The 16,385-nt window shown below is 73.3% G+C and carries 13 protein-coding genes; 2 read left to right on the top strand and 11 right to left on the bottom strand.

Annotation, left to right across the window (positions count from 1 at the left end; translation table 11 throughout):
• Positions 1-3: 3 nt before the first annotated feature.
• From ACIG3E_RS09550 to ACIG3E_RS09570, 5 genes are all read right to left on the bottom strand, one after another.
• Positions 4-1,875, bottom strand: coding sequence for a 2Fe-2S iron-sulfur cluster-binding protein (locus tag ACIG3E_RS09550; RefSeq protein ID WP_399613343.1), 1,872 nt, complete (start codon positions 1,873-1,875; stop codon positions 4-6).
• Entirely contained in the window at positions 1,872-2,774 is a 903-nt protein-coding gene (locus ACIG3E_RS09555) for an FAD binding domain-containing protein (RefSeq protein ID WP_399613346.1), read from the bottom strand. Before ACIG3E_RS09555 ends, ACIG3E_RS09550 begins: the two co-directional genes overlap by 4 nt.
• A 297-nt stretch (positions 2,775-3,071) precedes the next feature.
• Entirely contained in the window at positions 3,072-4,709 is a 1,638-nt protein-coding gene (locus tag ACIG3E_RS09560) for a beta-N-acetylhexosaminidase (protein ID WP_399613348.1), read from the bottom strand.
• 258 nt (positions 4,710-4,967) lie between these two features.
• Positions 4,968-5,267, bottom strand: coding sequence for a DUF3039 domain-containing protein (locus ACIG3E_RS09565; protein WP_037825937.1), 300 nt, complete (start codon positions 5,265-5,267; stop codon positions 4,968-4,970).
• Positions 5,254-6,450 carry an MFS transporter gene (locus ACIG3E_RS09570; RefSeq protein ID WP_399613352.1) on the bottom strand — a complete coding sequence of 399 codons (1,197 nt, stop codon included), beginning with the start codon at positions 6,448-6,450 and terminating at the stop codon, positions 5,254-5,256. Before ACIG3E_RS09570 ends, ACIG3E_RS09565 begins: the two co-directional genes overlap by 14 nt.
• A gap of 104 nt (positions 6,451-6,554) precedes the next feature.
• On the opposite strand from ACIG3E_RS09570, the gene ACIG3E_RS09575 reads away from it, so the two are divergent.
• Positions 6,555-7,412 (top strand): LysR family transcriptional regulator, encoded by an 858-nt coding sequence (locus tag ACIG3E_RS09575; protein ID WP_399613354.1) that lies wholly within the window; start codon positions 6,555-6,557, stop codon positions 7,410-7,412.
• Between the two features lie 7 nt (positions 7,413-7,419).
• Here ACIG3E_RS09575 and ACIG3E_RS09580 read toward each other — a convergent pair whose 3' ends face one another.
• A complete protein-coding gene (locus tag ACIG3E_RS09580) occupies positions 7,420-8,019 on the bottom strand; it encodes a YqgE/AlgH family protein (RefSeq protein ID WP_399613356.1) in 600 nt (199 codons plus the stop codon).
• A 252-nt stretch (positions 8,020-8,271) separates the two neighbouring features.
• Here ACIG3E_RS09580 and murA point away from each other — a divergent pair, with 252 nt between their 5' ends.
• A complete protein-coding gene (gene murA / locus ACIG3E_RS09585) occupies positions 8,272-9,609 on the top strand; it encodes a UDP-N-acetylglucosamine 1-carboxyvinyltransferase (RefSeq protein WP_399613359.1) in 1,338 nt (445 codons plus the stop codon).
• Between the two features lie 162 nt (positions 9,610-9,771).
• On the opposite strand, the gene ACIG3E_RS09590 is transcribed toward murA, so the two are convergent.
• The 5 genes from ACIG3E_RS09590 to ACIG3E_RS09610 form a co-directional block, all read right to left on the bottom strand.
• Positions 9,772-10,053 carry an HU family DNA-binding protein gene (locus tag ACIG3E_RS09590; protein ID WP_016645140.1) on the bottom strand — a complete coding sequence of 94 codons (282 nt, stop codon included), beginning with the start codon at positions 10,051-10,053 and terminating at the stop codon, positions 9,772-9,774.
• A gap of 402 nt (positions 10,054-10,455) precedes the next feature.
• Positions 10,456-11,877, bottom strand: a complete 1,422-nt coding sequence (locus ACIG3E_RS09595; RefSeq protein WP_399613363.1) for an NAD-dependent malic enzyme — start codon at positions 11,875-11,877, stop codon at positions 10,456-10,458.
• A 335-nt stretch (positions 11,878-12,212) separates the two neighbouring features.
• Complete coding sequence (locus tag ACIG3E_RS09600; RefSeq protein ID WP_399613366.1) at positions 12,213-14,570, bottom strand: HelD family protein; 2,358 nt, start codon at positions 14,568-14,570, stop codon at positions 12,213-12,215.
• A 153-nt stretch (positions 14,571-14,723) separates the two neighbouring features.
• Positions 14,724-15,638, bottom strand: a complete 915-nt coding sequence (locus tag ACIG3E_RS09605) for a zf-HC2 domain-containing protein (RefSeq protein ID WP_399613369.1) — start codon at positions 15,636-15,638, stop codon at positions 14,724-14,726.
• The gene (locus ACIG3E_RS09610) at positions 15,635-16,204 is read right to left on the bottom strand and encodes a sigma-70 family RNA polymerase sigma factor (RefSeq protein ID WP_138959997.1); all 570 of its coding nucleotides are present in this window, start codon (positions 16,202-16,204) and stop codon (positions 15,635-15,637) included. The genes ACIG3E_RS09605 and ACIG3E_RS09610 overlap by 4 nt, the downstream gene beginning before the upstream one ends.
• Between the last annotated feature and the right edge of the window lie 181 nt (positions 16,205-16,385).

The raw sequence follows: 16,385 nt of genomic DNA on the forward strand, positions 1-16,385 counted from the left end.
CGGTCACGCCTGCTCTCCGTCCTGCCCGTACGGGCCCGCCTGGTGCGGGATGCGCGTCTGCCCGGCGGCCTGCCCGTCCGGCTCCTGCTCGGCGGCGCCCTTGGCCGCGCGCTCGGCGACGACGTCGCGCACCGCGTCGAGCACGCCCCGGTAGCCCGAGCAGCGGCACAGGTTGCCGCACAGGGCTCGGCGGGTCTCCAGGTCGCTGGGCGCGGGGTTGCCCTCCAGGAGGTCGTGCAGCGTCATGGCCATGCCCGGGACGCAGAAGCCGCACTGCACGGCGCCGCAGTTGGCGAGCGCCCGCTGGACGTCGGAGGGCTGCCCGTCGGCGGCGAGGCCCTCGACGGTGCGCACCTCGCTGCTCGCCGCGGTGGCGGCGGGCACCAGGCAGGAGGCCACGAGACGGCCGTCCACCTGGACGTTGCAGGCCCCGCACTCGCCCTGGGAGCAGCCGTCCTTGGCGCCCGCGAGGCCGAGCCGCTCGCGCAGCACGTACAGGAGCGACTCGCCGATCCAGGCGCCGGTGACGGGCCGGTCGGCGCCGTTGACGCGCAGGACGTAGGAGACGAGGGGGTGCTCGTCGTGGACGGGCTGGGGCTCGGGCTGGGGCTCGGGCTCCGCCTCGGTGGCCGTCTCCTGGACGTCGGCCACCGCATCGGGCCCGGCCTCGACCGGAGGCGAAGCTTCCGCTTCGATCGCGGGGGTGGGTTCCGGGGCGGCCTCCGGGGCGGGGTCGTCCGCGAGCTCGGCTTCGGGCGCTAGCTCCGCCTCGGGCTCCAGCTCCGGCGCGGGGGCCGGGGCCTCGGGCTCCTCGGCGGCGGGCTCCACCGGGGCCGGAGCCTCCGGGAGTTCGACCGGGGCAGGGACCTCGGCCGCCACGGGGGCGGGCTCCGGCTCGGGCTCAGGCTCAAGCTCGGGGCCGGGCTCCGGCTCGGGCTCGGCGGCCACGGGGGCAGGCTCGGGCTCGGCGGCCACCGGCGGCTCCGGCTCCGGGGCGACCAGCGGCTGCGGCTCCGCCGCCTCCTCCGGCACCCCTCCCCTCGGCCCGAGCGACCCGTCCGGGCGCCGCTCGACGACGAACAGCTTGGCCGTCCGCTCGAAGGGCGTCTCCTCGACGGCGGGCGGCTCCACGGGGGGCTGCTGCTCAGGAGAGGGCTGCTCCACCGGCGGCTGCTCGGCGAAGGCCTCCGGCGCTTGCGGAACCATCGACTCCGGCATGGCCGCGAGCGCCGACGCCCAGGGCGCGGGCGCCCCCCCGGGCAGCGTCGCGGGCGGCGTACCGCCCCACTGCTGCGCGAGGGACGACGTGGTGAACTCGCCCGATTCGTCGGGAAGATCACCATCTGCGACGGGGATGGACCACTGCCCGGTCACGTCGTGGGCGGCGGGCGCGGCGGGCGCGGGCGCGTGCGGATGCCCCGCAGCGGGCTGCTCCGGCGGCACCGCGTCCGGGAAGGTCCACTGGCCGGTGGCGCGCGGGTCGTAGGCGTCCTGGACGTGCCGCTCGTACGGACCGTGCGGCTGGTGCGGCTCGTGGCCCGGCCCGTCGTACGCCTCGTGGACCGGGAGTCCGGGCTGCGCGGCGGGGTCCGGCCAGCTCGCGACCGGGGCGTCGCCACTCGCGGGCGCGACCCCGGTGATCTCCGGGGGCAGCACCCACACGCCCGTGGCGGCGGGGTCGGTGGCGTCCGCGGCGGTCGGCGCGACCGTTATCTGCGGCGGCACATAGCCGTGTCCGGGGGCGGCGAGCGGCGTGCTCACCGCGTCGACAGCGCCCTCCGGGAGCTGGACGAACGCCGTGGCGTCGGCGTCGTACTCGCCCTGCGGGTGCGGCTGCCAGCCGCTGCCCGCCCCGTTCCTCTGAGCGTCGGTCACGACAGCGCCCTCCCCAGTGCTCGTCGGGCCAGCGCGGCGACGGTGCGCCGCAGATGCAGTACGGCGGGCGGGTGCGGCCGCTCGCTGCCGTCCTCGGCGGGCGGCTGGTCCGGGATGCACGCCGCGGCCACGTAGTCACCGAAGGCCGCGAGGGCCTCCGGCACGAGCCCGCGCTCGCCGTCCCAGTCGATGAGCCCGGCCACCCACTGCTCCGCCTCCAGGGGGCGCAGGGGCATGGGCGCGATCGCCCCCACCGCGCATCGCACGCCCCGGCGCGCGGGGTCGAGGACCAGCGCGACGGACGCGATGGCGCGGCCGGGCCCGGTGCGCCCCGTGGCCTTCAGGAAGACCTGGGGGGCGTGCAGGATCGGTACGCGGACAAATCCGATGAGTTCGCCGGGCTGGAGCATCTCCCTGCCCGCGAGCAGGTGCGAGACCGGGACCTCGCGGCGGGAGCCGCCGGGGCCCACGATGATCAACACGGCTTCGAGCGCGGCGAGTACGGGCAGCGAGTCGCCGGTCGGCGCGGCGGACGCGATGTTGCCGCCGAGGGTGCCCGCGTTGCGGATCGGCGGGGGGCCCGCGGCGCGCGCGGCCGCGGCGAGCGCCGGGATGAGCGCCGCGAAGTCCGGGCGCCCCATGCGCGCGTGCGTGAGCCCGGCGCCGAGCAGGGCGTGCCCGTCCTGGTACTGCCAGCCGCGGATCTCGCTGATGCGGCCGAGGCCGACGAGCGCGGCGGGGCGCAGCAGGCCCGCGTTGACCGACGACATCAGGTCCGTGCCGCCCGCGACGGGCACGGCTGCGGGCACGGCGGCGAGCGCCGCGACGGCCTCGTCGAGCGTGGCGGGCAGCGACACAGACTGCGCCCCCTGCGCCGCCCGCGGTGCGTGCGTGGTCAAAACCGGCTGCCCCTTCCCGATGGCCCGGCCACTTGCGTGCCGCGCTCACCGTTACGCCTGTTCCGCCGTACGGTACGTGCTCACAACCCGGACGTGGCAACTCTGGCACATCTTCACCGGGCCCCGGCGCGGGGGTCCGCTAGGAGACGTTCGTCCGCAGACCTGGGGGATATGCCGTTTTCGCACTCCCTCGCCGGTCGGCGGGAATTGCCACTCTTCGGTGAGCCTTGTACGGCTTTCTCCTGGCGGCCCACAGTCGCAGGGCGGGCCGCCAGGAGCACGTGCGCGGGGCGGACCTCACACGATTGGGGGCGCCCCCTCGATCGGGCGTCCGAACACGCCGGGACGCTGCTGCCAGGGCAGCGGGCCGCCCGGCGGACGGTAGGACACACCGAGGGCGTCAAGTCGCGCGTAGTGGGCCGTCATTCGCTCCTCGAAGGCCGCGAAGTCGCGCTCGGCGGACGGCGGGAGCTCGCTCCAGGCGACCTCGGCGAGCGCCGCGAGCCTGGGGAAGACCTGGTAGTCCACGCGGTCCTCGTTCTCCATCACCTCGGTCCACACGTTGGCCTGGGTGCCGAGCACGTGCCGGGCCTCCTCGGCGGTGAGCTTGTCCGGCACCGGCTCGAAGCGGTAGACGTCCTCCAGGGTGCGCACCCAGCCGATGGGCACCGGCTCGTCCGCGCCGCCGTGCTGACGGTGGTCCAGATACACGTGCTGCTCGGGGCACATGACGACGTCGTGGCCCGCCTTGGCCGCCGCGATGCCGCCGCTGTAGCCGCGCCAGGAGGACACGGCCGCGCCCTCCGCGAGGCCGCCCTCCAGGATCTCGTCCCAGCCGATGAGCCGACGCCCGCGCGCGGCCAGCCACTTGTCGAAGTGCCGGATGAACCAGCTCTGCAACTCGTCCTCGTTGCTGACCCCCAGCTGCTCGATGCGCTCCTGGGCGACCTGGGAGTCCTTCCACTGCTCCTTGGGGCACTCGTCGCCGCCGACGTGGATGAACGTCGACGGGAACAGCTCCAGGACCTCCTCGAAGACCCCTTCGTAGAAGCGGAGGGTGCCGTCGGTGGGCGCGAGCACGTTCGGCGTGACGCCCCAGTTGTCCCAGACGGACAGCGCGTTCGTGTCGATGACGTCGGCGTTGCCGAGTTCCGGATAGGCGGCGATGGCGGCCTGCGAGTGCCCCGGAACCTCGATCTCCGGTACGACCGTGATGTGCCGGGCCGTGGCGTAGGCGACGATCTCGCGGATGTCCTCCTGGGTGTAGAAGCCGCCGTGCGGGGTCTCGTTCCACAAGTCCGACTGGCGGTGGCCCCACTTGGTGCGCGAGCGCCACGCGCCCACCTCGGTGAGCCGGGGGTAGCGCTTGATCTCCAGGCGCCAGCCCTGGTCGTCGGTGAGGTGGAAGTGGAAGACGTTCAGCTTGTGCGCGGCGAGCAGGTCCAGATAGCGCAGGACCCCTTCCTTGGACATGAAGTGCCGCGACACGTCGAGCATCATGCCGCGCCAGCCGAACCGGGGGGCGTCCTCGACGACGCCCTCGGGGACGGTGAGCGTGCCCTGCGCGGCGATCGGGGCCCGGCGGAACGCCTCGGGGCCGAGCAGTTGGCGCAGCGTCTGGGCACCCCAGAAGACGCCCGCCGAGCCGCCGCCGACGATGGTCACGCGGTCGGAGGTGACGGTCAGGCGGTACGCCTCCGGCGCCAGCGCCCCGCCCTCGTCGTCGACGCGCAGCACGATGGTGCCGGGCGCCGTCTCCGCGCCCGGCGCGAGCGGGAGGTGGAACGTGCCGCCCAGCGTCGCGCGCAGCCAGCGTTCGGTGGTCTCGGTGCCCGGGCCCGCCCAGAGCGCGGTCGACCCGTCGACGGTGAAGCCGGTGCCGCCCGGTGCGCTCTCGGCGCGTGCGGGCGCGGGGATCAGTTGCTCGAAGGTCATGGGGAGGAGGCTGCCACGGCATTGCGCGGGGCAAAAGAGCCTTTGCGGCATATGCAACGGGGCCTGGCCCCTGGGCCTTGAACGGCCACCGGCGCTGCGCGCCTCGTCCTCAAACGCCGGACGGGCTCGGGTGCCGCACCGCCCATGCCACCGCGCGGATCCGGCCCGTGCCGCCGCGCGGATCCGGACGTGCATGGGCCCCCGGCACGCCCTCAGGCGTGGCGGGGGCCCACGGTGGTCAGCCGGGTCGGCGGGTGGCTACTTCTTGCCGCCGTCCTTGCCGCCCTTGTCCTTGTCGCCGCCGGCGCCCATGGACTCGTAGATCTCCTTGCACATGGGACAGACGGGGTACTTCTTCGGGTCGCGGCCGGGGACCCACACCTTGCCGCAGAGCGCCACGACGGGGGTCCCGTCGAGCGCGCTCGCCATGATCTTGTCCTTCTGGACGTAGTGCGCATAGCGCTCGTGGTCGCCGTCACCGTGCGACACCTGAGGCGTCGGCTCTACGAGGGTCCCCGTACCTGCCCCGCGCTCGGGCTCGGGCTCAAGAGTGCTCATAGGTGCCAAGGGTACTCACGCCCGGCGCGTCCTGGCAGCGGCTGTCGGCTCCGCGCGCACCGCGCCCCGTCACCAGGTGCAGGGCGAGCCCCAGGGCCGCGACCCCGGCCGCGGCCCACGGCAGCGCGCCCGCGTCCAGGCCCGCCGACAGGGCGAGCCCCGCGACGCCGGAGCCCACCGCGCTGCCCAGGTAGAGGGCGGAGTTGTTGAGGGCGAGGGCCACCGTGCCGCGCTCGGCGCTCAGCGCCAACAGGCGGTGCTGCTGCGGGACCTGGAAGGCCCAGCCCGCGGCGCCCCAGACCACGAGCGCGGGGAAGGCCGCCGCCCCGAGGAGCGGAAGCGAGGACTCCGAGACGACCAGGAGCGCCGTCACGCCCGTCACGAGGGCGAGCACCCGGCCCGTGCGGTCCACGAGCGGCCCCGCGAGCACGCTGCCGAGCACGCCGCCGATCCCCCACGCCCACAGGTACGGCGCCACCTCGCCCTCGCCGACGCCGCCCACCGCGTCCAGGACCGGGGCGAGGTAGGTGTACAGGCCAAGGCTCGACACGGCCCCCAGGAAGGACACGCTCACGACGGGCAGCACGGCCCGGTCGGTGAGCGCCCCGAGCCGCGCCCGCACCGGCACGGCGGGCGGCGCGGGGATCTCGGGCAGGCCCGCCGCGAGGCCCGCGAGGGCGACCGCGCCGAGCCCCGTCACCAGCCACATGGTCGAGCGCCACGAGGTGTGGTCGGCGAGCAGCACCCCCAGCGGCACGCCGAGCACCGTGCCCGAGCTCATCCCGCCCATCACCAGGGCGAGCGCCCGGCCGCGCCGCTCCGGTCCGGCGAGCGCGGCGGCGGCCGCCGTGGACAGCGCCGAGTACACCCCGGCGCCCACGCCCGCCACGGCACGGGAGACGAGCAGCACCGCGAGGCCGGGCGCGAACGCGGTCAAGGCGTTGCCCACCGTGAACACGGCGAGCGCCGCGATGATCAGCACGCGCGGCCGGGCGCCCGCGAACAGGCCCGCGACGAGCGGCGCGCTCACCGCGTACGCCAGCGTGAAGACGGTGACCATCTGCCCGGCGAGGGACACGGTGGTGTCCAGGTCGTCCGCGACCACGGGCAGGAGGCCCGCCATCACGTACGCGTCGAGCCCCAAGGTGAAGGCCCCCAGCATCAACAGCCAGATCCTCCGCACCGGCGATCAGCTCCCTTCAGGTAGCGGGTAGTCCGGTGCGGAAACGTAGGCAGTCTCCGGATCGGCAGGGAAATGCCCGTGGAGTGCGCTTATGCTCGGCAGGCATGGATCCTTCGAGCACCGTCGACGCCGTGGAACTACGGCACCTGCGCGGCTTCCTCGCCGTCGCCGACGAGCTGAGCTTCACGCACGCGGCCGCCGCGCTCGGCATCGGCCAGCCCGCGCTCACGCGGACCGTGCGGGCCCTTGAGGAGGCCGTCAGCACCCGCCTCGTCGACCGCACCACGCGCCACGTGGACCTCACCGACGCCGGGCGCCGCCTGCGCGACGACCTCGCGCCGCTGCTCACGCGCCTCGACGCCGCGCTGCGCGCACCGGGCGCCGGGCGGCCGGAGCTGCGGCTCGGCTTCACCTCCATGCTCCCGGAGGCCTGCGGGCCGCTCACCACCGCGTTCAAGGAGGCGACCGGGGCGCTCGTGCGCCTGGTGCGCCGCGACGAGCCGCTGGCGGGGCTCACGTCGGGCGCCTGCGACGTGGCGGTCGTACGCGGTGAACTGCCGGAAGGGGTACGGGGCCGGAAGCTGCTCGACGAGCCGCGCGTCGCCGTGCTCGCCCGCGGCTCCCGGGCGCTCGCGGGGCGCCGCGTCGTCGACTGGGCGGAGCTGGCCGCGTACCCGCTGGTGGTGAACACCGTCACCGGCACGACCCGACCCGAGCTGTGGCCCGCGGGCCGCCGCCCCGACCTCGCCTGCACCGCCGGCAACGTCGACGAGTGGCTGGAGGCCGTCGCCGCGGACCACGGCGTCGGCGTCGCGCCGGAGCCGGTCGCCCGCCGGTACGCCCACTCCGGACTGCGCTACGTACGCCTGAAGAACGCGCCCCCGGTCACCGTCCACCTGGCCGTCCCGACGCAGGATCCGCACCCGCTGGCGGACCGGTATCTGCGGACGGCGACCGGCTGACCGGACGTCAGTTCAGCGACGGGTCGTCCGGATACGTCGCCACCATCGCGAGCTCGCTGCGCTGGCGCCGCAGCACGGAGCGCCACAGCCGCTCCGGGTCGGGCGAGGAGACGTCGCCCGGCTCGGACTCGACCACGTACCACGCGCCCTCGACCAGTTCGTCCTCCAGCTGGCCCGGGCCCCAGCCCGCGTACCCCGCGAAGATCCGCAGGGAGCCGAGCGCGGCGGCGAGCAGCTCCGGCGGGGCCTCCAGGTCGACCAGGCCGATCGCGCCGTGCACCCGCCGGAAGCCCACGGGGTCGTCGCGGCCCGGGCGGCGCCGGGAGCGCGCGACGGCCCCCTCGTCGCCGGGGATCACCGCGACGCCGAGCGCCGAGTCCAGGGAGACCGGGCCGCCCTGGAAGACGACGCCGGGCGCGCCCGCGAGCTCGCCCCAGCCCTCCAGGATGTCGCCGACGCCCACCGGGGTCGGGCGGTTGAGGACCACGCCCAGCGAGCCCTCCTCGTCGTGGTCGAGGAGCAGCACCACCGCACGGTCGAAATTGGGGTCCGACAGGGCCGGCGTGGCCACGAGCAGCCGCCCTGTGAGCGAGGACACCTCGGTCATGCCAGACATGATCCCGCATCTTGGGCTCGTCCGGGGAGGCAATGGCCGCACGGAAGTGCGCCCAGTTCAGGGCGTACGCGGGCGGTTCGGGCGGCGCGCGGGAAAGGTGACCCTGAGCGTCCGGTTCCGTACGGTTCGTGTTGTAGCCGACTCATGACGTGCTTGGGCCCCCTCAGGCCTACGGACGGGGGGTGGGGGGCCATTACGCTTTCCCTTTGATCCCCCCGTCCACCTCTTCGGAACGCGAGATTCATGACCGTCACCGGCACCCAAGACGTACTGCTTGTCCACGGCGGAACCCCGCTGGAGGGTGAGATCCGTGTCCGCGGCGCGAAGAACCTCGTGCCCAAGGCCATGGTCGCCGCGCTGCTCGGCAGCGCTCCGAGCCGTCTGCGCAACGTTCCCGACATCCGCGACGTCCGGGTCGTACGCGGCCTGCTGCAGCTGCACGGCGTGACGGTCCGCCCCGGTGAGGAGCCGGGCGAGCTGGTGCTCGACCCCTCGCATGTGGAAAGTGCGAACGTCGCCGACATCGACGCGCACGCGGGTTCCTCGCGGATTCCGATCCTGTTCTGCGGCCCGCTCCTGCACCGCCTCGGCCACGCGTTCATCCCGGGCCTCGGCGGCTGCGACATCGGCGGCCGCCCCATCGACTTCCACTTCGAGGTGCTCCGCCAGTTCGGCGCGACCATCGAGAAGCGCGAGGGCGGCCAGTACCTGGAGGCGCCGCAGCGCCTGCGCGGCACCAAGATCCGCCTGCCGTACCCCTCCGTGGGCGCCACCGAGCAGGTGCTGCTCACCGCCGTGCTCGCCGAGGGTGTGACGGAGCTCTCGAACGCGGCGGTCGAGCCGGAGATCGAGGACCTGATCTGCGTCCTGCAGAAAATGGGCGCGATCATCGCCATGGACACGGACCGGACCATACGGATCACCGGTGTGGACAGCCTCGGCGGCTACAACCACCACGCCCTCTCGGACCGCCTGGAGGCCGCCTCCTGGGCTTCCGCGGCCCTGGCGACCGAAGGCAACATCTACGTCCGCGGCGCCCAGCAGCGCTCGATGATGACCTTCCTGAACACGTACCGGAAGGTCGGCGGCGCCTTCGAGATCGACGACGAGGGCATCCGCTTCTGGCACCCCGGCGGCCAGCTGAAGTCCATCGCCCTGGAGACGGACGTCCACCCCGGCTTCCAGACCGACTGGCAGCAGCCGCTCGTCGTCGCCCTGACGCAGGCCACGGGCCTGTCCATCGTCCACGAGACGGTGTACGAGTCCCGCCTCGGCTTCACCTCGGCGCTGAACCAGATGGGCGCCCACATCCAGCTCTACCGCGAGTGCCTCGGCGGCTCCGACTGCCGCTTCGGCCAGCGCAACTTCCTGCACTCCGCGGTCGTCAGCGGCCCCACGAAGCTCCAGGGCGCCGACCTGGTCATCCCCGACCTGCGCGGCGGCTTCTCGTACCTGATCGCGGCGCTCGCCGCCCAGGGCACGTCCCGGGTGCACGGCATCGACCTAATCAACCGCGGCTACGAGAACTTCATGGACAAGCTCGTGGAACTGGGCGCGAAGGTCGAACTGCCGGGCAGCTAGCCAAGCGCCCGAAGGGGCACGGGGAACTCCTAGCCAAGGGCCCCGAAGGGGGCGCGGGGAACTGCGCGCCCAGCCACGACGGCGCCGCGGGCAGAAACACCTCAGCACAACGCCAAAGGGGCGGCCACCCGAACCGGGTGGCCGCCCCTCGCTGCTTTGAGGCTACTTGCCCTTAGCCGCTTCCTTGAGCTTGCTGCCCGCGGAGACCTTGACGCTGTAACCGGCCGGGATGTTGATCGGCTCGCCGGTCTGCGGGTTGCGGGCGGTGCGAGCGGCACGGTGGGTGCGCTCGAAGGTCAGGAAGCCGGGGATGGTGACCTTCTCGTCGCCCTTGGCAACGATCTCGCCGACGGTCTCGGCGAACGCGGCCAGCACGGCGTCGGCGTCCTTGCGGGTCACCTCGGCGCGGTCGGCCAGCGCGGCCACCAGCTCACTGCGGTTCATGTTTGTACTCCCGTGTTCTTCTTGCCGTTGAGGCGTGCCACGCGGCGGAGCCGCATGTGAGGCAACAGCGAAGCCGATGCTGCCAGGGTCTCGGTCAGTCCCAGGACCCGGGTCCGTGGTCAGACCCTCGCGCCCAGAGACGCATCCTGCCCCCACCTGCGGCGGGAAAGCCAATCCGGCACCCCTGGGAGTCACACGAAAAGCGCCCATTTCGCCAAGGTGCCTCGAAATGGTGACGCTCCGTCCGGTCCCGGTGCCGTGCCGCAGGCCGTGCGGGCCTGGTCAGGGGCGGCACGGACCCGCAGGTCCGCGCCCAGCCACCCTAGAGGCCCGCTGAGGGCGGTGTTCCACGACGCGCCGTGCCGACGGGCCGTGGCACCTGTCACAGGCCGCGGGGGCGGCTCAGCCCGCCGCGCTCGCGCCCGCGGCCTTGGCGGCGGTGCGCACCGCCCCGGCGACCGCTCCGGCGACCTTGTCGTTGAAGACGCTCGGAATGATGTAGTTCGGGTTGAGCTCGTCCTCGGTCACCACGTCCGCGAGGGCGGTGGCCGCGGCCAGCATCATCTCGGTGTTGACCGTGCGCGACTGGGCGTCGAGCAGGCCGCGGAAGACGCCGGGGAAGACCAGGACGTTGTTGATCTGGTTCGGGAAGTCCGAGCGGCCCGTGGCCACGACCGCCGCCGTCTGGCGGGCGATGGCCGGGTCGACCTCCGGGTCCGGGTTCGCGAGCGCGAACACGATGGCGCCGTCGGCCATGGCCGCGACGTCCTCGCCGCCGAGCACGTTCGGCGCCGAGACGCCGATGAACACGTCGGCGCCGCGCACGGCCTCCTTGAGGGTGCCGGTGATGCCCTCGGGGTTGGTGTTGTCGGCGATCCAGCGCAGTGGCGAATCGGCCGCGGCGTCCACCAGGTCCGCGCGGTCGGCGTGCACGACGCCGTGGATGTCGGCGACGACGGCGTGCTTGACACCTGCGGCGAGCAGCAGCTTCAGGATGGCCGTACCGGCCGCGCCGGCGCCGGACATGACGACGCGTACGTCACCGATGCTCTTGCCCACCACGCGCAGGGCGTTGGTCAGCGCGGCGAGCACGACGATCGCGGTGCCGTGCTGGTCGTCGTGGAAGACGGGGATGTCGAGGGCCTCGCGGAGCCGGGCCTCGATCTCGAAGCAGCGGGGCGCGGAGATGTCCTCCAGGTTGATGCCCGCGAAGCCCGGGGCGATGGCCTTGACGATCTCGACGATCGCGTCGGAGTCCTGGGTGTCCAGGCAGATCGGCCAGGCGTCGATGCCCGCGAAGCGCTTGAAGAGGGCGGCCTTGCCCTCCATGACGGGCAGCGCGGCCTTGGGGCCGATGTTGCCGAGGCCGAGGACGGCCGAGCCGTCCGTGACGACCGCGACGGAGTTGCGCTTGATGGTGAGGCGGCGGGCGTCCTCGGGGTTCTCGGCGATCGCCATGCACACGCGGGCCACACCCGGGGTGTAGACCATGGAGAGGTCGTCGCGGTTGCGGATGGGGTGCTTGGACGCCATCTCGATCTTGCCGCCGAGGTGCATCAGGAACGTACGGTCGGAGACCTTTCCGAGCGTGACGCCCTCGATGCCGCGCAGCTTCTCGACGATCTCGTCGGCGTGCGCGGTGGACGTCGCGGCGATCGTGACGTCGATGCGCAGCTTCTCGTGGCCGGACGCCGTGACGTCGAGGCCGGTGACGGAGCCGCCGGAGGACTCCACGGCCGTGGTGAGCTGGGAGACCGCGGTTCCGCTCGCGGGCACCTCCAGCCTGACCGTCATCGAGTAGGAGACGCTGGGCGCCGTTGCCATGGCGGACTTCCTCTGCTTTCACCTTGTAGCTGTTGCCGTCCGATGGTCGCACCTACCCCTGAGTACGTGGTAGCCGCCCCGGATTGAGAACGTTTTGTTCACATGCATTTCGGAAAACAGTTTCCACCATACGAGAAGTGCGGGGAAACGAAAAGAGGTCCACGTCACCGGGTGACGTGGACCTCTCCTACGCGAAGTGACACCGACCCGCCATGCTCGCCTCGCGGCAAGTGGTCGCTCGTAGCGACGAAGGTTGGGCCCGGGGGCTTGGATCGAGCCGGTGTCACATCAACGGTAACAAACGAATCCCGTAAGGCAATTCCCGTAGCAGGGGGTCATTCCCTGAGCAGGTCCGGCACGCCGTCCGCGTCCGGCTCGTCGCGCTCGCCCGACAGGACCGTGAGCTGCTGGGTGGCCCGGGTCAGCGCGACGTACAGCACGCGCAGGCCCGCCGGGGACTCGTCGGCGATCTCCGCGGGCGACACGACGACCGTCGCGTCGTACTCCAGGCCCTTGGCCTCCAGGCTGCCGAGCGCCACGACGCGCTCGCCGAGCCCGGCGAGCCAGCGGGCCGCCTGGTCGCGGCGGTGCATGGCGACGACGACGCCGACGGTCCCCTCGACCTCGTCGAGCAGCCGGGCCGCCTCCTCGCGCACGGACCGGCCGAGGTCCTTGCCCCGTACGACGGCGAAGCGCGGTTCGACCCCCGTGGAGCGGACGGCGGACGGGGACTCGGAGCCGGGCATGGCCAGGGCCAGGACCTTGGCGGCGAGGTCGGCGATCTCGGCGGGGTTGCGGTAGTTGACGGTCAGCGTGAAGCGGCGGCGCGGGCGGGTGCCGAGCGCCTCGTCGCGCGCCGCGGCGGCCTCGTCCGGGTCGGACCAGGAGGACTGCGCCGGGTCGCCCACGACCGTCCAGGTCGCGTGGCGCCCGCGGCGGCCCACCATGCGCCACTGCATCGGGGTCAGGTCCTGGGCCTCGTCGACGATGACGTGCGCGTACTCGGTGCGCTCGGCGGCGAGCCGCTCGGCGCGCTCGCGCTGGGACTCCTCGCGCACCGGCATCAGCTCGTCGAGCCCGGTGAGCTGGTCCAGCGGGTCGAGGTCGCGCTTCTTCTTCGGCCGCGCGGGGGTGCCGAGGATCGCCTGGAGCTCGTCGAGGAGCGCGATGTCGTGCACGGAGTACGCCTCGCGGCGCAGGGAGCGGGCCACCTTGCGGACCTCGCCCGGGTTGAGCACCCGGCGCGCCCAGCGCCCGAGGCGCTTCTCGTCGGCCATCGCGCTCAGCACGCCGCGCGGCGTGAGCACGGGCCACCACGCGTCCAGGAACGCGATGAAGGCGTCCTCGGTGGTGATGTCCTCGTCGAAGGACGAGCGGAGTTCGGCGGCGAGTTCGGGGTCGCTGTGCCGGGTGGCCGCGCCGGACTTGTCCCAGAGGGCGTCCAGGAGGAGCTTGCGGGCCCGGGGGCGCAGCAGGTTGACGGGGGCGGTGCCGCCGAGCGCGGTGCGTCTGACGCGGGCGAGGTCGTTGGCCTCCAGTTCCAGGCGGCGGCCGAAGGCGACTACGCGGAGCTTGGTGGGGGTGCTCGCCGTTGGCGGGTGCGGGTCCTCTGTGCCCGCCCGTTCCGCCCCCTGGGCGGACCAGCCGCCCACAGAGGAGGCGGCAGAACCGCCGTCCGCGGTGTCGAGCGCGCCCCTGGCCGCCTTGCGCAGGACCTTCAGCATCCGGGACGAGCCCTTGACGCGGGCCACCGCCGGGCTGTCGTAGACCGTGGCGTCCACGCCGTCGACGAGGGAGCCGACCGCGCGGATGGCGACCTGGCCCTCCTCGCCCAGGGACGGCAGGACGCCCTCCGTGTACGCGACGAGCAGGGGCGTCGGCGAGACGATGAGGATGCCGCCCGAGTAGCGGCGGCGGTCCTGGTAGAGCAGGTAGGCGGCGCGGTGCAGCGCGACCGCCGTCTTGCCGGTGCCCGGGCCGCCCTCCACGTACGTCACGGACGCGGCGGGCGCGCGGATGACCTGGTCCTGCTCGGCCTGGATGGACGCCACGATGTCGCGCATGGTGTGGCTGCGGGCCTGCCCGAGCGCGGCCATGAGCGCGCCGTCGCCGACGACGGGCAGCGCCTCGCCGTCCAGGTACGCCGTCAGCTCGGGGCGCATCAGGTCGTCCTCGACGCCGAGCACCTTGCGGCCCTTGGAGCGGATGACGCGGCGGCGCACGACCCGCCCCGGATCCACCGGGGTGGAGCGGTAGAAGGGGGCGGCGGCGGGCGCGCGCCAGTCGATGACCAGCGGCGAGTAGTCCGCGTCGAGGACGCCGATGCGGCCGATGTGCAGGGTCTCGGCGATGTCGGCGCACGGCCCCGACGCGTCCTGGCGGACCACGCCCTCGGCGGGTTCGACCGCCGTGTAGGCGCCGTCCGGGCCCTTCTTGCCGTCCTTGCCAAGGAGCAGGTCGATGCGGCCGAAGAGGAAGTCCTCGAACTCGTTGTTGAGACGGTTGAGGTGGATGCCCGCGCGGAAGACCTGCGCGTCGCGCTCGGCGAGCGCGCCCGGCGTACCGACCTGAGAACGCTGGGCGGCGTCGTTCATCAGGAACTCGGCCTCGTGGATCTTCTCCTCCAGGCGGCGGTAGACCTGGTCGAGGTGTTCCTGTTCGACGCTGATCTCGCGGTCGCGTACGTCGGCCACCGGGGCCCCTTTCCTGACGTGCTGCTGCTCGTGCTGAGCAGCCGTCCACCGTACGCGAAAGGGGCCCCGCTTGTGCAGTCTCATGCGCCGTCCGTCGCCGGGCCGTGACCCGGGGCTTCGCTGGTCAGGGCGGTGGCGGGGGTCTTCGGGGCCTCAGACGTCCACCGACACGAGGCGTTCGCCGCCGAACGTGGTGACCTCGAAGCGGTCGATGTCGTCGCGGTCGAAGGCGGCGCCGCCGTGCACGTACAGCGGGTTGCGGGCCCATGTGTTGGAGCTGTCCTTGATGCCGTAGCCCCACTTGGGCACCGACCAGGACGAGACGGTCTCCCGCTTGCCGTCCTTGCCGACGGCGACGAGGGAGCACTTGAGCGGGCCCTTGACGTTCTTCAACTCCAGGACCGCGTGGGTGCCCCAGGCCTTCCGCTCGGTGCCGACCGTGGCGGTGACCTTGGTCTTCGGGTCGGTGGCGGACTTCTTCTCCTCCATGTGGTGGAAGAAGGCGTCCTCGGCGGGCGAGGTCGGGTGCGGGTCGATCGCCACCTGCCCCTTCGAGCCGTCGTCACCGTCCACCGCGACGACCGCGAGCGGCCCGCCGACGATCAGCGCGGCCGCCGCCGCGGCCAGGAACAGACCGCGCCTGCGCCGCCGCGCGCGCCGCGCCGCGACCTCGTCCACGAGGCGTTCGGCCAGGCGCGGGCCCGGCCGGGCGGCGAGCTGCTCGCCGACGGCGGGCCGTGCGCGCGGGCGGGGCACGGCCGCGTCCGGAGCCTCGGGCGCGCCGGGCGACCCGTGCGCCCCTGGCGACCCGAGCGGTCCTTGCGCCCCTTGCGCCCCTTGCGCCCCGGGGAGGTCCGCCAGGGCGGCCAGCATCGGCTCCATGCCGGAGAACTCCTCCAGCTGCCGGGCGCAGATCTCGCAGCCCGCCAGGTGCGCCTCGAACTCGGTGGCCTCCGCGTCGTCCAGGATGCCGAGGGCGTAGGCGCCGACGGTCTCGTGCACCGCCTCGGGGCCCCGCGGGCCGTGGCCCCCTCGGTCAGGGCCGTGTGCGTCGTACGGCGTACTCATGCCGTCACCCCCCGCTCCTCCAGAGCCAGCTTCATCGAGCGCAGCGCGTAGAAGACCCGCGAGCGCACCGTCCCACTGGGTATGCCCAGCGTCTCGGCCGCCTCATTGACCGTACGCCCTTTGAAGTAGGTCTCGACAAGTACCTCACGGTGCGCGGGAGTCAGGTCCTCCAGCGCGTCCGACAGCGTCATCAGCCACAGCGCCTTATCGATCTCGTCCTCCGCGGGGATGACCTCCAGCGGCGACGGGTCGACCTCCTGCGGCCGGGCCTGCCGACTGCGGTGGCCGTCGATGACGATGCGGCGCGCGACCGTCACCAGCCAGGGGCGTACCGAACCGGTCGCACGGTTGAGCTGACCGGCGTTCTTCCAGGCACGGATGAGCGTCTCCTGCACGACATCCTCGGCGCGCTGCCGGTCTCCCGCCACAAGCCGGAGCACATAGGCGAGAAGCGGACCGGCGTGCTCGCGGTACAGCGCGCGCATCAGCTCCTCGTCCGGCTCCGGCGCGGGCGCCGCACGATGTCGGTGCGGGCGTTCATCGGCCACGGCGGAATCCTTGCGCACGTCTGCCTCCGCTGTCCGCGCTTCGGCCCGGCTGGCCGGGCGCTTCGCTGAGTTGCCGTTTGTCTGCGGGCCGACTTGGGCTGGTCGCGCCCACGCGGCGGAGCCGCATGTGGACACCGCCCCGCGCCCCTTCGGGGCGCTGCCGAACCGCGCGCTGGCTGGTCATCAGGGACGTACGGAC

This window comes from Streptomyces sp. NPDC053474 (assembly GCF_044544845.1).
Taxonomy (GTDB): domain Bacteria; phylum Actinomycetota; class Actinomycetes; order Streptomycetales; family Streptomycetaceae; genus Streptomyces.